Genomic DNA, 15,658 nt, shown 5'->3' on the forward strand with positions numbered 1-15,658 from the left:
GGGCAAATTTAAAAAAGAAAATTAAGAATGAAATTGCTAATTTTGATTCTTTAGCTCAGGCGATTGATCATGCTTTTCAGGGGATCGTTTAAATTTTAATTCACTATAATTGTTCCGGCATGCGTTAGGTGATTCTGCTTTTTTATGAATCACAAAGGCAACGCATGCGGTCAGTCTTTTAGCCATATCCAGATGCAAAAACTCATTGGGGCCGTGAGCATTTGAATTTGGGCCAAGCACACCAGTAATCATAAACTCGGCTTTCGGATAGGATTTACCGAGCATCGCCATAAAAGGAATTGTGCCGCCTTCTCCCATATACATGGCGGGCTTATGATAAAAGGTCATCGAAGCTTCATTCACGGCTTTAGATAACCAATCGGGCATGATGGGTGCGTGCCAGCCAGAGGCTTTATCTTCGATTTTAAAACGAACGCTCGCATTATAGGGCGGCGTATGGGTTAGTTGTTGTTCTAGCGCTGTTGCGGCTTTATCGGCATCTGTCAGTGGCGGAATACGCATGGACAGTTTCAACTTTGTTTTGGGCCTCAATACATTCCCTGCGTCTTCAATTGACGGTAATCCTTCAGCGCCTGTAACCGTTAATGCGGCTCGCCAGGTACGGTTTAAGAGCAACTGCTGCACATTAGACGTTACTGGTTTGACATGGGAATGAAACGGGAGAGACTCATATATGCTCTCATGCAGTACCTTCGCTTGTTCAGCTGCTTCATTAATACGCTCTGGTGGTATTTCACATTGCAATTCCGATAAAACCACCTCACCCGTTAATTCATTTTCAATCCGGCTTAACAAGGATCGAATTACGCGGAAACTATCGGCCGCGATGCCGCTCCCATAACCGGAGTGGATGCCTTCTTTGAGCAGCTCAACACTTAATTCACCAACAATATTTCCGCGTAGTGATGTTGTCATCCACAACTGTTCATAGTTACCCGCACCAGAATCTAAACAAATAATGAGCCGAGGGTTACCAATTCTTTCTTTCAGCCCCTCAATATAATAGGGTAAATCCTGACTTCCGCTTTCTTCGCTGGCTTCAATAATAATCACACAACGAGGGTGTTTAATTTGTTGCTCCTGCAGCGCTTTTATCGCGGTAATCGCGGCATAGGCAGCATAGCCATCATCCGCAGCACCCCGCCCATACAATCGCCCCTCTTTAATGACTGGGTCCCATGGGCCGTGATCTTTATCCCATCCAGCCATTTCAGGCTGTTTGTCTAAATGACCATAGAGCAGAACGGTATCATCAATTTCACCAGGAATTTCCATATAAATGAGCGGCGTTCTTCCCTTCTGGCGGATGACTTCTAGGATCATGTTCTCTGGCGCATTAGACTCACACCAATTGGCCACGTGTTGAACCGCTTGTTCCATAAACCCATGCTGTTCCCACTCACGATCAAAATGCGGGGATTTATTTGGGATTTTAATAAATTCACATAAACTGGGGATAATCGACTCATCCCACTGTTTAATGATGTAATCTTTTAATTGATCAGAATTCAACATGTTTACTTCCTTGCTGTTCGTTTGATTAATTCAATGATCGCATCACTACTGGAGTGAATGTGTAACTGTTCCATGTTTCGAACGCGCTCATTGTTCGTATTCATCACTTCCCCCACAGCTTCTATCAAACGCTCGGAGCTTAACTGCTCTTCATCAATTACATAACTAATGCCTAATGAGGCAAAATAACGAGCATTATGGATTTGATCGCCTCGGCTCGCTTTTTTCGACAGTGGAATCAAGACATGCGGTTTATTTAACGCTAAAAGCTCATACAGCGAATTGGCACCGGAGCGTGAAATAACCACGTCGCTTGCAGCCAGTAAATCGCCTAATTCGTGATTTACATATTCAAACTGTCGATAGCTTTTTTTTGAGTTCAAACCGGGATCGAGATTTCCTTTACCACAAATATGAATAACCTGAGCGAACGATAACAGCCTATCTAAGGCATTGCGAACCGATTGATTAATAACTCGTGACCCCAAGCTACCGCCCATAACTAACAGACAAGGTAAATCGTCTTGAAACCCACAAAGCGCTAACCCTTTTTCTTTGTTCCCGTTTAACAGGCCTTCACGAATTGGCGTGCCGGTCACTTCCACTTTGGATTGATTCTTAAAGTGTTGTTTTGCAGGTTCAAAAGTCAGGCAGACCTTCTCAGCAAAAGGGAAACTCAATCGGTTCGCTAGACCTGGCGTCATATCCGATTCATGAGCAACCACCGGGATACGCGTAAACCAAGCGCCAACGACCACCGGAAATCCAACAAACCCACCTTTTGAAAAAACGATATTCGGCTTCAGGCGATGTAAAATAAAAATCGACTGTAAAATTCCATATACAATTTTGATGGGATCAAGAACATTTTTCCAACTGAAATAACGTCTAAGCTTTCCACTTTTAACCGCATGATAAGGAATATTAAGCGCTGAGATCATCTCTTTTTCAATCCCTTCCTCAGACCCAATGTAGTCGACTTGCCAACCTTCCTTTTGTAAGGGAGCAATGAGCGCAATGTTTGGTGTTACATGCCCCGCTGTACCGCCTCCGGTGAAAACAATTCGCTTAGTCATATAGTTCTCAATCTTATTGGTTTAATCACCCAGGTTGATGATCAATAAGCTTAAATCAATTGCTTGAATGGATTTAGTTACAGCACCAACGGAAATAAAATCAACACCCGTCTCGGCAATTGTACGAATTGTCTTCAAGGTCACACCACCAGAAGCTTCCAGTGCACACGGATATTTTTGATTTAATTCAACCGCTTTCTTTAATTCTTCAATAGAAAAATTATCCAGCAAAATTCTATCCGGTTTTGCTTGTAGCGCTTCGCACAATTCCTCTAAGGTCTCCACCTCTATTTCAACAAACATGTTGTTATTCGCCTTGCGGGCTGATTGGATGGCGCTAAGAATAGAACCTTTGGCTTTTATATGATTTTCCTTAATCAAAACAGCATCGTACAACCCATGGCGATGATTCACTCCTCCCGCACAGGAAACGGCATATTTTTGCGCATGCCTTAACCCTGGGATTGTTTTTCGTGTGTCTAATAATTGTGTGCCGGTTCCTTTGAGTTCTTCTAAATAATGATGCACTTGGGTTGCAGTCGCACTGATGGTTTGTAAAAAGTTTAAGGCCGAGCGCTCGGCGGTTAAAATCGAATGCACCGGACCCTCTAATTCACATAATGTGGCTGGTTTATTAATCCACTCCCCTTCTTCATGTTGCCAGTAGATTTTTATTTCCGGATCCACTTCCTTAAACACAGTGTTCACCCAGGGTTGACCACAGAGGAGCATCGACTCACGGGTTTTAATCACTGCCCTACCCCACAAATCAGAGGGTAGTAACGAAGCGGTCACATCGCCCGTTCCGATATCTTCTTCTAAAGCGTGCCTAACATGAGATTGAATAATGGATTGATTAGGAATCATAATAACTACACCGTTGCCTGTTGCTTTGCATACCGCGCTTTCATCCAAAGCGGCGCGATTAAAGTCGTGACGATAACCATAAGAATAATGGCGGAAAATAGCTGATCTGAAATCACTTCGAGTTTTCGTCCAATAGAAGCAAAAATAAGCCCCACCTCACCTCGGGGTAACATACCAATACCCACTAATAGGCGATCAGATTTCCGACTCGCCCCAAAACCGCAAACCAATTTTCCTAAAATGGCTGCAATTATAAGCCCACTAGCCAGAAATAAAACATTCAAATTAAAAAATAGTTCGATTTTAACCTGAATTCCCATTAACACGAAAAATAGCGGCGCTAATATGAATTCTAACGGAGCAACCAACTCCGCCACGTTCAAACGATTATGGCGATCAAACTTCTTGGGGAACAGCTCTTCACTAATGATAATGCCTGCGGCGAATGCGCCGATGATGGTCGCCAATTGAATCAAGGTTGCAAACCAGGAAAAGAGCATGACAAAAATAAAACTAACGAATAATTTAGCTTCCCACACCTCCAAAAATTTAAAGAGATACAGGATTTTTTTCAGAAACCAAGGCCCAAGTAACAGTGCGAAAGAAAAGAACAAGACCGATAAAATAACAATTTGGCTCACGTTAAAAATATCAACAGCTCCGCTCACTACAATGCTGGTCACAATGGCAAGCGCAATTAATCCTAAAATATCGTCAATCATGGCCGCGCCAAGAATGGTTTTAGCTTCTCGGGTTTGTACTTTTCGCAATTCTTTTAGCACGCGTGCCGTGATTCCAATACTAGTGGCTGATAATGTGGCGGCAACAAATAAATCGGATTCAAAAGAATAATTCGGCATAAAGAGGAACATAAACACCATAGCCAGAAGAATGGGAGCGAGCACACCAATGATGGCGACTTTGAGTGACTCAGTCCCAGTATGCATTAACTCATCGACTGACGTTTCCAACCCCACCATAAACAGCAAAAAAATAACCCCATAGCGGGAAAAGATATCGACCACATAAGCGACTTTAAGCCAACTGGCACCACCGATTCCTTGCAGAGCTTGAATCATTTGCATTGCTTCAGTGGGGTCATGAATACTCTCATTAACCGCCGTATCAAGTGGAACTCCAGTGAGTAAACCATTCATAATGGTGTAAATAGCAGGCCCTTCCCGTAATACGATAGCCAGCGGCATTCCAAAAAAATAAAATAAATTTCCGACAAATACCCCCATGAGCAACTCACCTAGCACTCCTGGCTGGTTGAGCAGCTCGGCAATGTAGCGCCCAGTAATCCCAACAAAGAAAATCAAGGTTACCCACAAAATAACGGAGGCCACAGGCTCAAAATGACCTTCGGAAGCGCCTGCGTATAATAGTGCCGGAAAAAATAATGAGATAATGGGCCATAATCGGAAACGACGCATTAGGTTTCATCCTTTGAAAAACATGTTTTCTTCCTAGATCCCAGCCCCTAGATCATAACGATTGACTGAAGAAACTGGCTAGTTTGAATAGCTTAAGTTAAGAATTACTTTTTTGCCAGAAACAAACACGTCTCAAGCACCGAATCCGGATTTAGAGAAATACTATCAATTCCTTCTTGCATGAGCCACTCAGCAAAGTCTTGATGATCGGACGGCCCTTGACCGCATATGCCAACGTACTTTCCTTGTTGTTTGCAAGCAGAAATGGCCAAATGCAACAATTTCTTAACTGCTTCATCTCGCTCATCAAACTGGGAAGCAATTAAAGCAGAATCTCTATCCAATCCCAGGGTCAACTGCGTTAAATCATTTGAGCCAATTGAAAACCCATCAAAATAGTTTAAAAACTCTTCCGCCAACAACGCATTGGAAGGCAATTCGCACATCATTATGATGCGTAACCCCTCTTTTCCTCGTTCAAGTCCATGTTTTTTGAGAATCTGAATGACCGTCTCGGCTTCGCGAACGGTTCGTACAAAGGGAATCATGACTTCAACATTATCCAGGCCCATATCGTTACGAACCCGCTTAACGGCTTGACACTCCAACGCAAAACAATCTGCAAAATCCTCAGAAACATAACGCGATGCGCCACGGAATCCTAACATAGGATTTTCTTCCTCTGGCTCATAAAGTTTTCCACCGACTAAATTAGCGTATTCATTCGATTTAAAATCAGATAAACGCACAATTACAGGTTTGGGATAAAACGCTGCGGCAATCGTTGCAATCCCTTCTTTTAACCGCTCAATATAAAATTCAACGGGCGATTGGTAGGCGGCCGTTTTTTCGAAAATATGTTCTTTTAATTGTTTGTCCTGTAATGTGTCAAACTGCAACAGTGCCTTGGGATGAATACCAATGGTGTTGGAGATTAAAAATTCAAGCCTAGCCAGCCCAACCCCTGCATTTGGGATCGATTGAAATGTAAATGCACGTTCTGGATTACCCACATTTAACATTACTTTCACGGGCAAGTCAGGCATGGTATCCACATCAAGTTGGATGCATTCATAAGGCACAAGTCCTTCATAGACGTAACCATTATCACCTTCAGCACAACTAACTGTTACAGGAGTTCCATCCTGAATAACCTTCGTCGCATCACCACATCCAACCACCGCAGGAATTCCCAACTCTCTTGCAATAATAGCGGCGTGACAGGTGCGCCCGCCACGATTCGTGACAATAGCAGAAGCGCGTTTCATAATGGGTTCCCAATCAGGATCGGTCATATCTGAAATTAACACATCCCCTGGAGCGACTTTGTCCATTTCACTAATGTCAGTAATCACACGGGCGTTACCTTGTCCGATACGCTGACCAATACTGCGACCTTCGCTCAAAATGATTCCGCTTTCTTTAAGTTGATAGCGCTCAAGCACTTGTTTATTAGAGCGACTTTTAACCGTTTCAGGCCTGGCTTGTAAAATATACAGTTTGCCATCAACCCCGTCTTTCGCCCACTCGATATCCATTGGTCGGCCATAATGCTCCTCGATAATCACCGCTTGCTTAGCTAACAACTCTGCTTCTTCCGAAGTCAATGAGAAGAGCCGCTGCTCATTTTTAGGCACATCAATGACTTTGACGTTTTCTTTAGCTTCAGGGGTATCGTTATAAATCATTTTTATGGCTTTAGCGCCCAAATTACGACGCACCACCGCTGATTTACCAGCAACAAGCGCTGGCTTATGAACGTAAAACTCATCCGGATTTACAGCCCCTTGCACCACCATTTCACCAAGACCATAGGATGACGTAATAAACACGACCTGGTCAAAACCGGTTTCGGTATCCATCGTAAACATGACGCCACTGACGGCTAAATCACTGCGGATCATTTGCTGCACACCCACCGATAAGGCGACCTCCTGATGATCAAACCCTTGATGCACGCGATAAGCAATAGCGCGATCATTGTATAAAGAGGCAAACACCTTCTTAATGGCAATTAAAACCTCATCAATTCCATTGACGTTTAAAATCGTTTCTTGCTGACCTGCAAAAGAAGCATCCGGCAAATCCTCAGCCGTTGCAGAAGAGCGCACGGCTACACTAAAGTGCTCGTCACCAACGGTGTTGACTAAATTTAAATACGCTGTTCGTACAGCATCCTCAAACGCGCCTGACAAAGAGGCCTCCTCAACCATCGTTCGAATTTTTTTACCAACCTTAGCCAACGCTGTAATATCTTCAACATTCAAGGATGAAAGCAATACATGGATTTTTTTATCCAGGCCATTGTCGGCTAAAAAGCTTCGAAAGGCATCGGCTGTAGTGGCGAATCCGGTGGGCACAGATACGCCTGCAGAGGATAAGTGACGAATCATTTCACCTAAGGATGCGTTTTTACCGCCTACTTGATCTAAATCCTTCATCGTCAAGTGTTGAAGCTCTAATGTGTACGCGTGCTCAGCCATAAAATCCTCATATCCAATACGATTGTAAAAATCATTCTACTTAAATTGCTGGAGGTTGTGAATTACAAGATCATTTAATATCATATGCACTTTCTAATTTCTTGGTAATGCCATGACTTTGTCTCCATTAAACGCGATTTCTCCGATAGACGGCCGTTACCTCTCTAAATCTCGTAAACTAAGCCCCTATTTTAGCGAACAAGCTCTCATTTATTATCGCCTTATGGTGGAAGTTCGTTGGTTAGAATCCCTGGCTCTAAATCCTGTGATTAAAGAAATTCCCAAGCTCGGTTCGAATGAGAAAGCCTTTCTCAAAGCCATTTTAAATGACTTTAACGAGCAGGAAGCTGAACAAGTTAAACAGTATGAACAGCAAACGAATCATGATGTTAAAGCAGTTGAATACTATCTCAGAGACCGGCTGCAAGAACACGACGTTTTAAAACATGCGACAAGCTTTATTCATTTTGCTTGCACATCAGAAGACATTAATAATCTGGCTTACGCATTAATGATTAAAGAAGCGATTGCCAAAGTTATTCTGCCCAATTTAGCTGAAATTACCGCCATCATCACATTGCTTGGCAAGCAGCACGGCGATTGCGCCATGCTTGGCCGCACGCATGGTCAAGCAGCTACTCCAACCACGATGGGCAAAGAACTCATTAATTTTGCTGCTCGCTTAAAACGCCCTCAACAACAACTGGCTGAAGTCTTAATCTCCGCAAAATGCAACGGAGCGGTTGGAAATTACAATGCTCATGTGGTCGCTTATCCAGAAGTTGACTGGCGTGCTCATTGCTCAAAATTTGTTGCCAACTTAGGGTTGTCCTTTAGCGCATACACCACCCAGATTGAACCCCATGATGGGGTCGCTGAGGTTTCACATCTTATGATACGGATTAATAATATTCTTTTGGATTTAACGAAAGACATATGGAGTTATATCTCGTTGGGTTACTTCAAGCAAAAATCCGTTGACCAAGAAGTTGGCTCGTCCACGATGCCTCATAAAATCAATCCCATTGATTTTGAAAACGCTGAAGGTAACTTAGGACTGGCAAATGCGCTTTTTGATCATTTTGCTAATAAACTACCCCAATCTCGTTTACAACGTGATTTATCAGACTCGACCGTTATGCGAAATATCGGGGTTGCTTTTGCTTATACGCTTATTGCTTATAAATCGATCGTCAAAGGCAGTGAAAAGCTTCAAATTAACAAGCAGGCATTAAAAGAAGATCTGGCGGAAAAGTGGGAGGTCTTAGCGGAAGCAATTCAAACCACTATGCGACGCTACAATGTCCCCAACGCTTATGAACAATTAAAAGATTTGACTCGCGGCCATGGGATTGATGCCAATAGTCTCAAAGCCTTTATCCAATCACTAGATATCCCAGAAACAGCGAAGCGCCGGCTACTTGAATTAACACCCGAAGGATATACGGGGCTCGCCACGCAATTGGTTAAAGCGTTTTCATGAGCCCCCCCTTTTCTCAACAAGGAGAAACCTTCGAATTTGACGCGTTAGTGATCGGAACAGGGCTTGCTGGGTTGCATTATTGCAAACAGCTTTTAGAGCACGCCCCTCATGTTAACATTGCCTTAATCAGCAAAGCCAATGCCGAGGAATCAAACAGTCATTACGCACAAGGCGGCATTGCCGCGGTTTTTTTGCCAGAAGACTCTCTTGATTCTCACATCGAAGATACTCTTTTGGCTGGCGATGGCCTATGTTATCAACCATCAGTCGAACGTATTATTCGCCAAGGCCCAGAAGCCATTCGACAATTACAGCGCTATGAGATTCAGTTTGATAAAACCTCCGATGGTCGCTATGCGCTTGCAAAAGAAGGCGGCCACTCTCATCGCCGAATCTTTAATTGCGGTGATCGAACCGGGATGAGTACAACCAATGCGTTGCTTCACTCGGTTAAACAAGAACCACACATCACCTGTTTTGAAAATCACATTGCCGTGAATTTAATCGCTCGCTACCACCCCCACCAAACCGAGAATCAAGGCGAAATATTGGGGGCTTACGTGTTAGATTGTGAGCAAAACCGCATTCATACGTTTTTAGCACGCTGTGTGGTGTTAGCTACGGGAGGCGCTGGCAAAACGTTTCGTTATACTTCTAATCCAATGGTTGCTACCGGTGACGGGCTGGCTATGGCCTATCGCGCTGGCGCAAGGGTAGGAAATATGGAATTTTATCAATTTCACCCAACCTTATTGCACCACCACACGCTAAATAATTTTTTAATATCGGAAGCCATACGGGGCGAAGGTGGCTTATTAAAAAACGCCGATACCTATGAACGATTTATGCATCGTTATGCGCCCGACAAGCTGGAGTTGGCAACGCGCGATGTGGTATCCCGCGCCATCTTTAGTGAAATTGAACAAAGCCAACATGGGTTTGTTTATCTTGATATTACGCACCAATCCAAAGGTTTCTTAACAAAACGGTTTCCTAATATTTATAATACCCTGGCAGCTATTGGAATCGATATGAGCCAGGACATGATTCCAGTGGTTCCAGCCGCGCACTATCAATGCGGTGGAGTGCTCACCGATGTTCAAGGACAAACCGATTTAAAACGTTTATACGCCATTGGGGAGGTTGCCTTTACTGGTCTTCATGGCGCAAACCGTCTGGCCAGCAATTCCCTGCTTGAAGCGGTGGTTATGGCTTCGAATGCGGCAAGAGCCAGCCTTAGTGATCTCAATCAACCTTGGACCGCAACGGAGCCAATCCCGAACTGGAACTCCCCCTCCGAAGTCAATACTAGACGAGCGAGCCAGATTAATGCTCATTGGCGAAGTTTGCGGGGTGAAATGACGTCTTATGCCGGTATTGTTCGCACCGAAGATGGGCTTGAAGATCTGCTACAATTAATCATAAAAAGAAAAAAAATTATTGAAGAGTATTACTGGAATCATTGTATTACGCGCGATTTTATTGAATTAAGAAACATTATTCTTAATGCTGAGCTCATTGTACGGGCAGCGCTCATTCGTCGGGAATCACGAGGCGGTCATTATCGTGAAGACTACCCTTATAAGAGCGCCCATACACAAGAAAGTATCTCGCGCTTGAATTCCCCGCAGTTTCCATTTTTGTAACATAGGTGTCTCTGATGTTTAAAACCAATCATACCTACCAACCTGAAAAAACACTCATGCGCATTACAAACGATATGAGCATTTGTCAAAGCGATTATCCCATAGATTGGTATCAAGAAGAGCTTATTCCTTACGCAGAAGCCTACCAAGCGCTTCCAGACCGCAAACTTACCACGGTGTTAGAGTGGATGCGGCCTTTTATGACGAAGGCCCAAGATCATTTTGGTGATCAACTGTTGCTGCTTGCTCATTATTATATGGGCGGTGATATCGTCAGGCTCATTGAACAGTTTGGAGGGAAAATTGGCGATTCCTATCAGCTCGCGCTCATGGCGGCCAATCATCCTGAAAAATCCGTTATTGTGGAATCAGCCGTTCATTTTATGGCAGAATCCATTAGCATTCTGGCGAGCAACCATCAACAAGTGTATATCACCAATCCCAAATCAGGTTGCACCATGGAAATGTTGGCTAAGGATTTCATGGTAGAGCCAGCATTCCTCGATTTGAATGAACGGTACGGAGCCGACAAAATTTTACCCGTCTGTTACATGAATACTTCTGGTCGTGTAAAAGCCATGACTGGCGCGCAAGGAGGGGCTGTGTGCACCAGTTCTAACGTTAAAAAAATTGTTCAATGGGCACAAAGCCAAGGAAAAAAAATATTGTTTATCCCCGATCAACATATGGGAGAAAACATTGCCTGGTGGCTCAACATCCAACATTTAGCCTACTGGCCAGGCGGGACAGCGGGGGCGCAATATTCCCTGCACCATCAAGATAAAAACACCTTAGCTCAATTTGATAAAGCAGAACTTATTCTCTTTGCGAGCGAATGCGCCGTGCATACTTATTACCAACCCGATATGTGCGCCTATTGGCAGATCCAAGGTTACACCACCATTGTCCATCCAGAATGCCGCAATGACGTGGTTCGCATCGCCGATCACGCAGGCTCCACCGCCTTTATCTGGGATTATGTTACTAAAGATCGTGCTCATACCAAACGGTATGCGATAGGTACGGAAAATCATATGGTCGAAAATTTAAAGCAATATTGTAAACCGCTCGGTATTCAGGTTGTCAATTTAGCCGAAGCCCCTATCACCGAGAGCCCGCCTGGAGTGGGTTGTGGATGCGCGACCATGTCTCGAAATGATCCCCCTCATCTGGTTGGCTTACTAGACCTACTCCGCCAAGGCAAAGCCATGCCTTATAATGAAGTCAAAGCAGGCGATGTGGTGAATGAATTCAGTGGCACTCGTCAAAGACTTGAAACAAACGATCAAGCCTGGGTGATTGAAAACGCGAAAAAAGCTTTACAGATGATGATTGATATTACTGAGGGTAAACTTTAGAACTTATTGTTATTATGAAAAAGCAGGCGTAGCCTGGGAGTAGGCCCAAAGGGCCGTATCCCAGGGTTACATTCACGACTTATTTACTCTCCAAACTCACCTTGACCACCATCATATCCCCAATTTTCTTGCAAAACTGCATTCTGAACATAACGATGAAAACTGGAATAGGGCCATTCTTTAGCTGAGGATACATATCCATGTTTAACAGGGTTAAAGTGAATATAATCGATATGTGCTTGAAAGTCTGATTCATCACGTATTCGATGCTCCCAGAACCGACGTTGCCATAGATGATACTCTCCTCGTTGATCTTTTGTTATTTTTACGCCTTGCTTGATTAAATTTTTTGTAAAATACGATTTGATCTGATGCCAGCGTAATGAGTAATTAAAATCATCGTCTGGCAGTTTCCACACAGCATGTAAATGATCGGGCAATACAACTATAGCCTCCATACTAAAAGGATATTTTTGTTTCATTTTTCGAAATGCCTCACCCAACAGGCCAATATGGCTAGTTAATAATTGTGATTTCCGATTTCTCAAGGCAAGAGTAAAAAAATAAGTGCCGCCAGGCGTAAAATCTCTGCGAAAATAAACCATAATTATTTATAAAGTTGGATTTCTTGTGAAGGGAATTTTATAAGGGTTTGTTGAGCTATGGAAGTAAAATGAAACCCTGGGATACGGCCCTTTAGGCCTACTCCCAGGCTACGCCGGCTAAAAAAATCTGAGTAGTACAGAGCGTGTAGGGTATCGCGTTAAGGATAAAAAACACAGGTTTCAAGAGAATCGGTACAAGCATAACCGCCGAGATCTTCATGCCATTGGAACTCGGTGCGAGCAGGTCTTTTAACTCTAGTCTGCCACCAAATTGAATAGTTACCTAAAGAATTCTGATACGTACACATAACGCCAACCGTCATGCCAGCAAGTAAAATATTCGCCCGCACAAAGCGAGTGCCTTCTTCTCCCTGAGGTGGCTCAGAAAAAGGATTCACCTGCCAAGGTTCTGGTACTTCCCCCCAGGCCAGCGAACTGGTCTCAGGATGAGGACAAACCGCAGCATAGGCTTGAGTAAATAGAGCCAAGCTGATAACAGCAACTAGATAATGGAACCTACTCATACCAGCACCTCAATCATAGGGGAATATAATTCAGTATAAACTAAATTCTACCTTCTAATAAAAAACTTTTTTTAAATACCCATTGTGTAACGGAAGCACTTTGCTATAATGAGCGCCTGTGCCGGGGTGGCGGAATTGGTAGACGCGCCGGATTCAAAATCCGGTGGTGGTGACACCGTGTGGGTTCGAGTCCCACCCTCGGTACCAAGCCTTTGATTTATCTTGCATTACAAGTACTTTTTATCTTATCTCCTACATTAGCTATAGGACTTCTTAGAACGCACGTTTGAACTAGGACTGGGGTGTTGCTGGTTTATCAAGTGGTTCTTTCCTGAATGATCGTGTTTCTTCTTCATCCATCAGAGGCTTAATCTTAATAAGAAATGGAATAAATCCTAAAGCAAGAAGAACCGAAATTTGGTACAACCCTACCCAACCGAAAAAAGAATATAAATACGCCGCGATGGGGCCTGAAAAAATTCTCGGTGTAGTCGACAGTGCGGCTAAAATTGAAAATTGTGTGGCTGTGAAACGGCGATCAACGACTTTCATAATTAAGGCCACAAGAGCCGTTGATCCCATGCCAGTAGCAAAATTATCACAAATGACGGCCAACGCAAATAAAGCCACATTGTTTCCTACAACGGCCAGTGCTACGAATAATGTGTTCGCAATAGCTTGCATAAGACCGAACGTCATTAAAGCACGGTATAAGGACCACCGCATCATTAAGATTCCTGCAGTCAATCCGCCGATAAGGATAGCCACGACGCCCATAATTTTATTGACGTACCCGATGGTATCTAAGGAAAATCCTATCCCCTGAATTAAAAATGGCATTACAATCCCACTAGTGGTCGCGGTAAACGCTTCCCCCAGCTTGTATAATAAAATAAATACAATCAGAGCAAAGATACCTTTACGAGCGAATAATTCTTTAATAGGCTCAGAAAATGACTGAGCAAGAGTGGTATTGGTTGCCGTTGAAGTTGATGGCTCAGAACTCCAGAGCGTCGCAAGCATGCCAACGATCATTAACAACCCCATAAAACGGTAAGCAAACGCCCAGCCAAATTTTTGGGCAATAATTAAAGCGAATCCACCGGACACTAATAACGCAACTCGGTATCCAAATACCGCAAATGACGCGCCTAAAGCGTATTGTGTTGGCGTAAGATATTCGGTTCGATGCGCCTCGATCGCCATATCTTGCGTGGCGGAGGTGCACGCCAAAATTATAGCAATCAAAGCAAGCCAATAGGAATGAGCCGCTGGACTAAACCACGCCATAAGATTAAAACCCAACAGCAGCAGAACTTGGGTCGTTAATATCCAACTGCGACGTTTCCCTAGTGAAAATAACGTATAGCGATCTAACAGTGGCGCCCAAACCACGCGATAAAGATAAGGCAAACCAATAAGGCTCAACATCCCTGTAGCCATAACCGACATGCCGGACACGGCAAACCAAGCTTGTAAGGTGCTGCTCACTAAGGATAGGGGAAGGCCAGAAGAGAATCCCAAAATAAAAACTATCAGAAGGCGTTTGTTCATAAATAAGCCAATAATGGGAATAAAGAGATTTACTGTCTGTAGCCCAGATAGAAGCGTAGCTGTAATTCGGAGTTACTTTAAAATGGCTGAACGTGGGTCGTTGCGAATGAAATAAAGCAATCTAGATCGATATTCAATTGAAATACCGACCTGGATTGCTTCGCCAGTGCTCGCAAGGACGCATCAGTCGCATTTTGAGGTATCATGAATATACACCTCTGATTTCCCCGACTTTCGCCAGGGAAATCCGGCTACAACATCACACTTAATGTGGGTTTAATGAATTAGAGTTTACTTTTTAACCGAAACCAAATGAATTTTAAAAATTAACGTTTCATTTGGTCCAATTGGGCCACCAACACTTCGAGAGCCATACGCTAAATCAGATGGCACGTATATTTCCCAGGTAGCGCCCTCTTGCATTAATTGCAGTGCTTCAGTCCAGCCAGGAATGACTTGGGACAGTTTAAACGTGGCGGGTTTGCCTGTTTTTTCAGTGCTATCAAACACTTCGCCGTTAATTAATCGGCCAGTGTATTCCACCGTTACTGTATCATCTTTGTTAGGCTTTGGGCCAGAACCGGCTTGTAGCACTTTATATTGCAAGCCATTAGGAAGCGCTACAACGCCTTCTTTCGCTTTATTTTCCTTCAGAAACGCTTCACCTTTTTTTTTATTTTCTTCTGCTGTTTTATTGAATTCAGCGGTACGTTTTTCCATTAGATCTTTTTGAAACTTGGTCAGCACATCTTTCATTTGTTGGTCGGTTAACAGTTGCTTTCCACCGTTCATGCCGTCTTTCATCCCTTGTGCCAAGACTTCGGGGTTAACTTCAATGCCTTGACGCTTAAAGTTTTTACCGAGGTCAATACCGATGCTATAAGATAGCTTATCCTGATCCGTCTTTAAGACTTGTGTATCGTTTGCAGCCATTGAGGTGGACATAGCAACGCTCATCATAGCTGCAGCGACCAGTTTCATCTTCATAAATTATTCCCCTTTGTCTTCCATAAATAACATCAAAAAAATAGCAATAACGTCTAGGAGCACTCCCCTAGCTGTTCAGAACCTAAGCAAAAAACGCTTTCTG

General features: G+C 43.6%; 12 protein-coding genes and 1 tRNA gene. 4 read left to right on the plus strand and 9 right to left on the minus strand.

The window, feature by feature from the left end; all coding sequences use genetic code 11:
* Positions 1 to 36: 36 nt before the first annotated feature.
* From E1O47_RS02720 to ppsA, 5 genes are all read right to left on the minus strand, one after another.
* Positions 37 to 1,536, minus strand: a complete 1,500-nt coding sequence (locus E1O47_RS02720) for a M20/M25/M40 family metallo-hydrolase (protein ID WP_133129737.1) — start codon at positions 1,534 to 1,536, stop codon at positions 37 to 39.
* Positions 1,537 to 1,538: 2 nt separating this feature from the next.
* Positions 1,539 to 2,612 carry an undecaprenyldiphospho-muramoylpentapeptide beta-N-acetylglucosaminyltransferase gene (locus E1O47_RS02725; RefSeq protein ID WP_133129738.1) on the minus strand — a complete coding sequence of 358 codons (1,074 nt, stop codon included), beginning with the start codon at positions 2,610 to 2,612 and terminating at the stop codon, positions 1,539 to 1,541.
* Between the two features lie 21 nt (positions 2,613 to 2,633).
* Positions 2,634 to 3,479 (minus strand): carboxylating nicotinate-nucleotide diphosphorylase, encoded by an 846-nt coding sequence (gene nadC, locus E1O47_RS02730; protein WP_133129739.1) that lies wholly within the window; start codon positions 3,477 to 3,479, stop codon positions 2,634 to 2,636.
* A 5-nt stretch (positions 3,480 to 3,484) separates the two neighbouring features.
* Entirely contained in the window at positions 3,485 to 4,915 is a 1,431-nt protein-coding gene (locus tag E1O47_RS02735) for a cation:proton antiporter (protein ID WP_133129740.1), read from the minus strand.
* Positions 4,916 to 5,019: 104 nt separating this feature from the next.
* Complete coding sequence (gene ppsA / locus E1O47_RS02740) at positions 5,020 to 7,398, minus strand: phosphoenolpyruvate synthase (RefSeq protein WP_133129741.1); 2,379 nt, start codon at positions 7,396 to 7,398, stop codon at positions 5,020 to 5,022.
* 112 nt (positions 7,399 to 7,510) lie between these two features.
* Between ppsA and purB the strand changes: the two genes are divergently transcribed.
* Genes purB through nadA form a run of 3 tightly spaced genes read left to right on the plus strand, consistent with a single transcriptional unit; the run spans position 7,511 to position 11,885 of the window.
* A complete protein-coding gene (gene purB / locus E1O47_RS02745; RefSeq protein ID WP_133129742.1) occupies positions 7,511 to 8,881 on the plus strand; it encodes an adenylosuccinate lyase in 1,371 nt (456 codons plus the stop codon).
* Positions 8,878 to 10,527: an L-aspartate oxidase gene (nadB, locus tag E1O47_RS02750; RefSeq protein ID WP_133129743.1), complete on the plus strand. Its 1,650-nt coding sequence runs from the start codon at positions 8,878 to 8,880 to the stop codon at positions 10,525 to 10,527. Before purB ends, nadB begins: the two co-directional genes overlap by 4 nt.
* Positions 10,528 to 10,541: 14 nt before the next feature.
* On the plus strand, positions 10,542 to 11,885 hold the full coding sequence (gene nadA / locus E1O47_RS02755) for a quinolinate synthase NadA (protein ID WP_133129744.1): 1,344 nt from the start codon (positions 10,542 to 10,544) through the stop codon (positions 11,883 to 11,885).
* 83 nt (positions 11,886 to 11,968) lie between these two features.
* On the opposite strand, the gene E1O47_RS02760 is transcribed toward nadA, so the two are convergent.
* Together E1O47_RS02760 and E1O47_RS02765 are read right to left on the minus strand one after the other, a co-directional pair.
* Positions 11,969 to 12,490, minus strand: a complete 522-nt coding sequence (locus E1O47_RS02760) for an REP-associated tyrosine transposase (protein ID WP_133129745.1) — start codon at positions 12,488 to 12,490, stop codon at positions 11,969 to 11,971.
* Positions 12,491 to 12,648: 158 nt separating this feature from the next.
* The gene (locus tag E1O47_RS02765) at positions 12,649 to 13,014 is read right to left on the minus strand and encodes a DUF3757 domain-containing protein (protein WP_133129746.1); all 366 of its coding nucleotides are present in this window, start codon (positions 13,012 to 13,014) and stop codon (positions 12,649 to 12,651) included.
* A gap of 120 nt (positions 13,015 to 13,134) precedes the next feature.
* Between E1O47_RS02765 and E1O47_RS02770 the strand changes: the two genes are divergently transcribed.
* Positions 13,135 to 13,221, plus strand: a tRNA-Leu gene (locus tag E1O47_RS02770).
* 84 nt (positions 13,222 to 13,305) lie between these two features.
* Here E1O47_RS02770 and E1O47_RS02775 read toward each other — a convergent pair.
* Positions 13,306 to 14,568: an AmpG family muropeptide MFS transporter gene (locus E1O47_RS02775; RefSeq protein ID WP_133129747.1), complete on the minus strand. Its 1,263-nt coding sequence runs from the start codon at positions 14,566 to 14,568 to the stop codon at positions 13,306 to 13,308.
* A 291-nt stretch (positions 14,569 to 14,859) separates the two neighbouring features.
* A complete protein-coding gene (gene bamJ / locus E1O47_RS02780) occupies positions 14,860 to 15,555 on the minus strand; it encodes a BamJ family beta-barrel-assembly machinery protein (protein ID WP_133129748.1) in 696 nt (231 codons plus the stop codon).
* Positions 15,556 to 15,658: the final 103 nt, after the last annotated feature.

The organism is Legionella yabuuchiae (assembly GCF_900640115.1).
Taxonomy (GTDB): domain Bacteria; phylum Pseudomonadota; class Gammaproteobacteria; order Legionellales; family Legionellaceae; genus Legionella_A; species Legionella_A yabuuchiae.

Bases quoted from the DNA above. Each gene is read 5' to 3' on its own strand.
- E1O47_RS02735 (WP_133129740.1), bottom strand. From the start codon at position 4,915: ATGCGTCGTTTCCGATTATGGCCCATTATCTCATTATTTTTTCCGGCA.
- nadC (WP_133129739.1), bottom strand. From the start codon at position 3,479: ATGATTCCTAATCAATCCATTATTCAATCTCATGTTAGGCACGCTTTA.
- E1O47_RS02760 (WP_133129745.1), bottom strand. From the start codon at position 12,490: ATGGTTTATTTTCGCAGAGATTTTACGCCTGGCGGCACTTATTTTTTT.
- ppsA (WP_133129741.1), bottom strand. From the start codon at position 7,398: ATGGCTGAGCACGCGTACACATTAGAGCTTCAACACTTGACGATGAAG.
- nadB (WP_133129743.1), top strand. From the start codon at position 8,878: ATGAGCCCCCCCTTTTCTCAACAAGGAGAAACCTTCGAATTTGACGCG.
- E1O47_RS02720 (WP_133129737.1), bottom strand. From the start codon at position 1,536: ATGTTGAATTCTGATCAATTAAAAGATTACATCATTAAACAGTGGGAT.
- E1O47_RS02725 (WP_133129738.1), bottom strand. From the start codon at position 2,612: ATGACTAAGCGAATTGTTTTCACCGGAGGCGGTACAGCGGGGCATGTA.
- nadA (WP_133129744.1), top strand. From the start codon at position 10,542: ATGTTTAAAACCAATCATACCTACCAACCTGAAAAAACACTCATGCGC.
- E1O47_RS02765 (WP_133129746.1), bottom strand. From the start codon at position 13,014: ATGAGTAGGTTCCATTATCTAGTTGCTGTTATCAGCTTGGCTCTATTT.
- E1O47_RS02775 (WP_133129747.1), bottom strand. From the start codon at position 14,568: ATGAACAAACGCCTTCTGATAGTTTTTATTTTGGGATTCTCTTCTGGC.
- purB (WP_133129742.1), top strand. From the start codon at position 7,511: ATGACTTTGTCTCCATTAAACGCGATTTCTCCGATAGACGGCCGTTAC.
- bamJ (WP_133129748.1), bottom strand. From the start codon at position 15,555: ATGAAGATGAAACTGGTCGCTGCAGCTATGATGAGCGTTGCTATGTCC.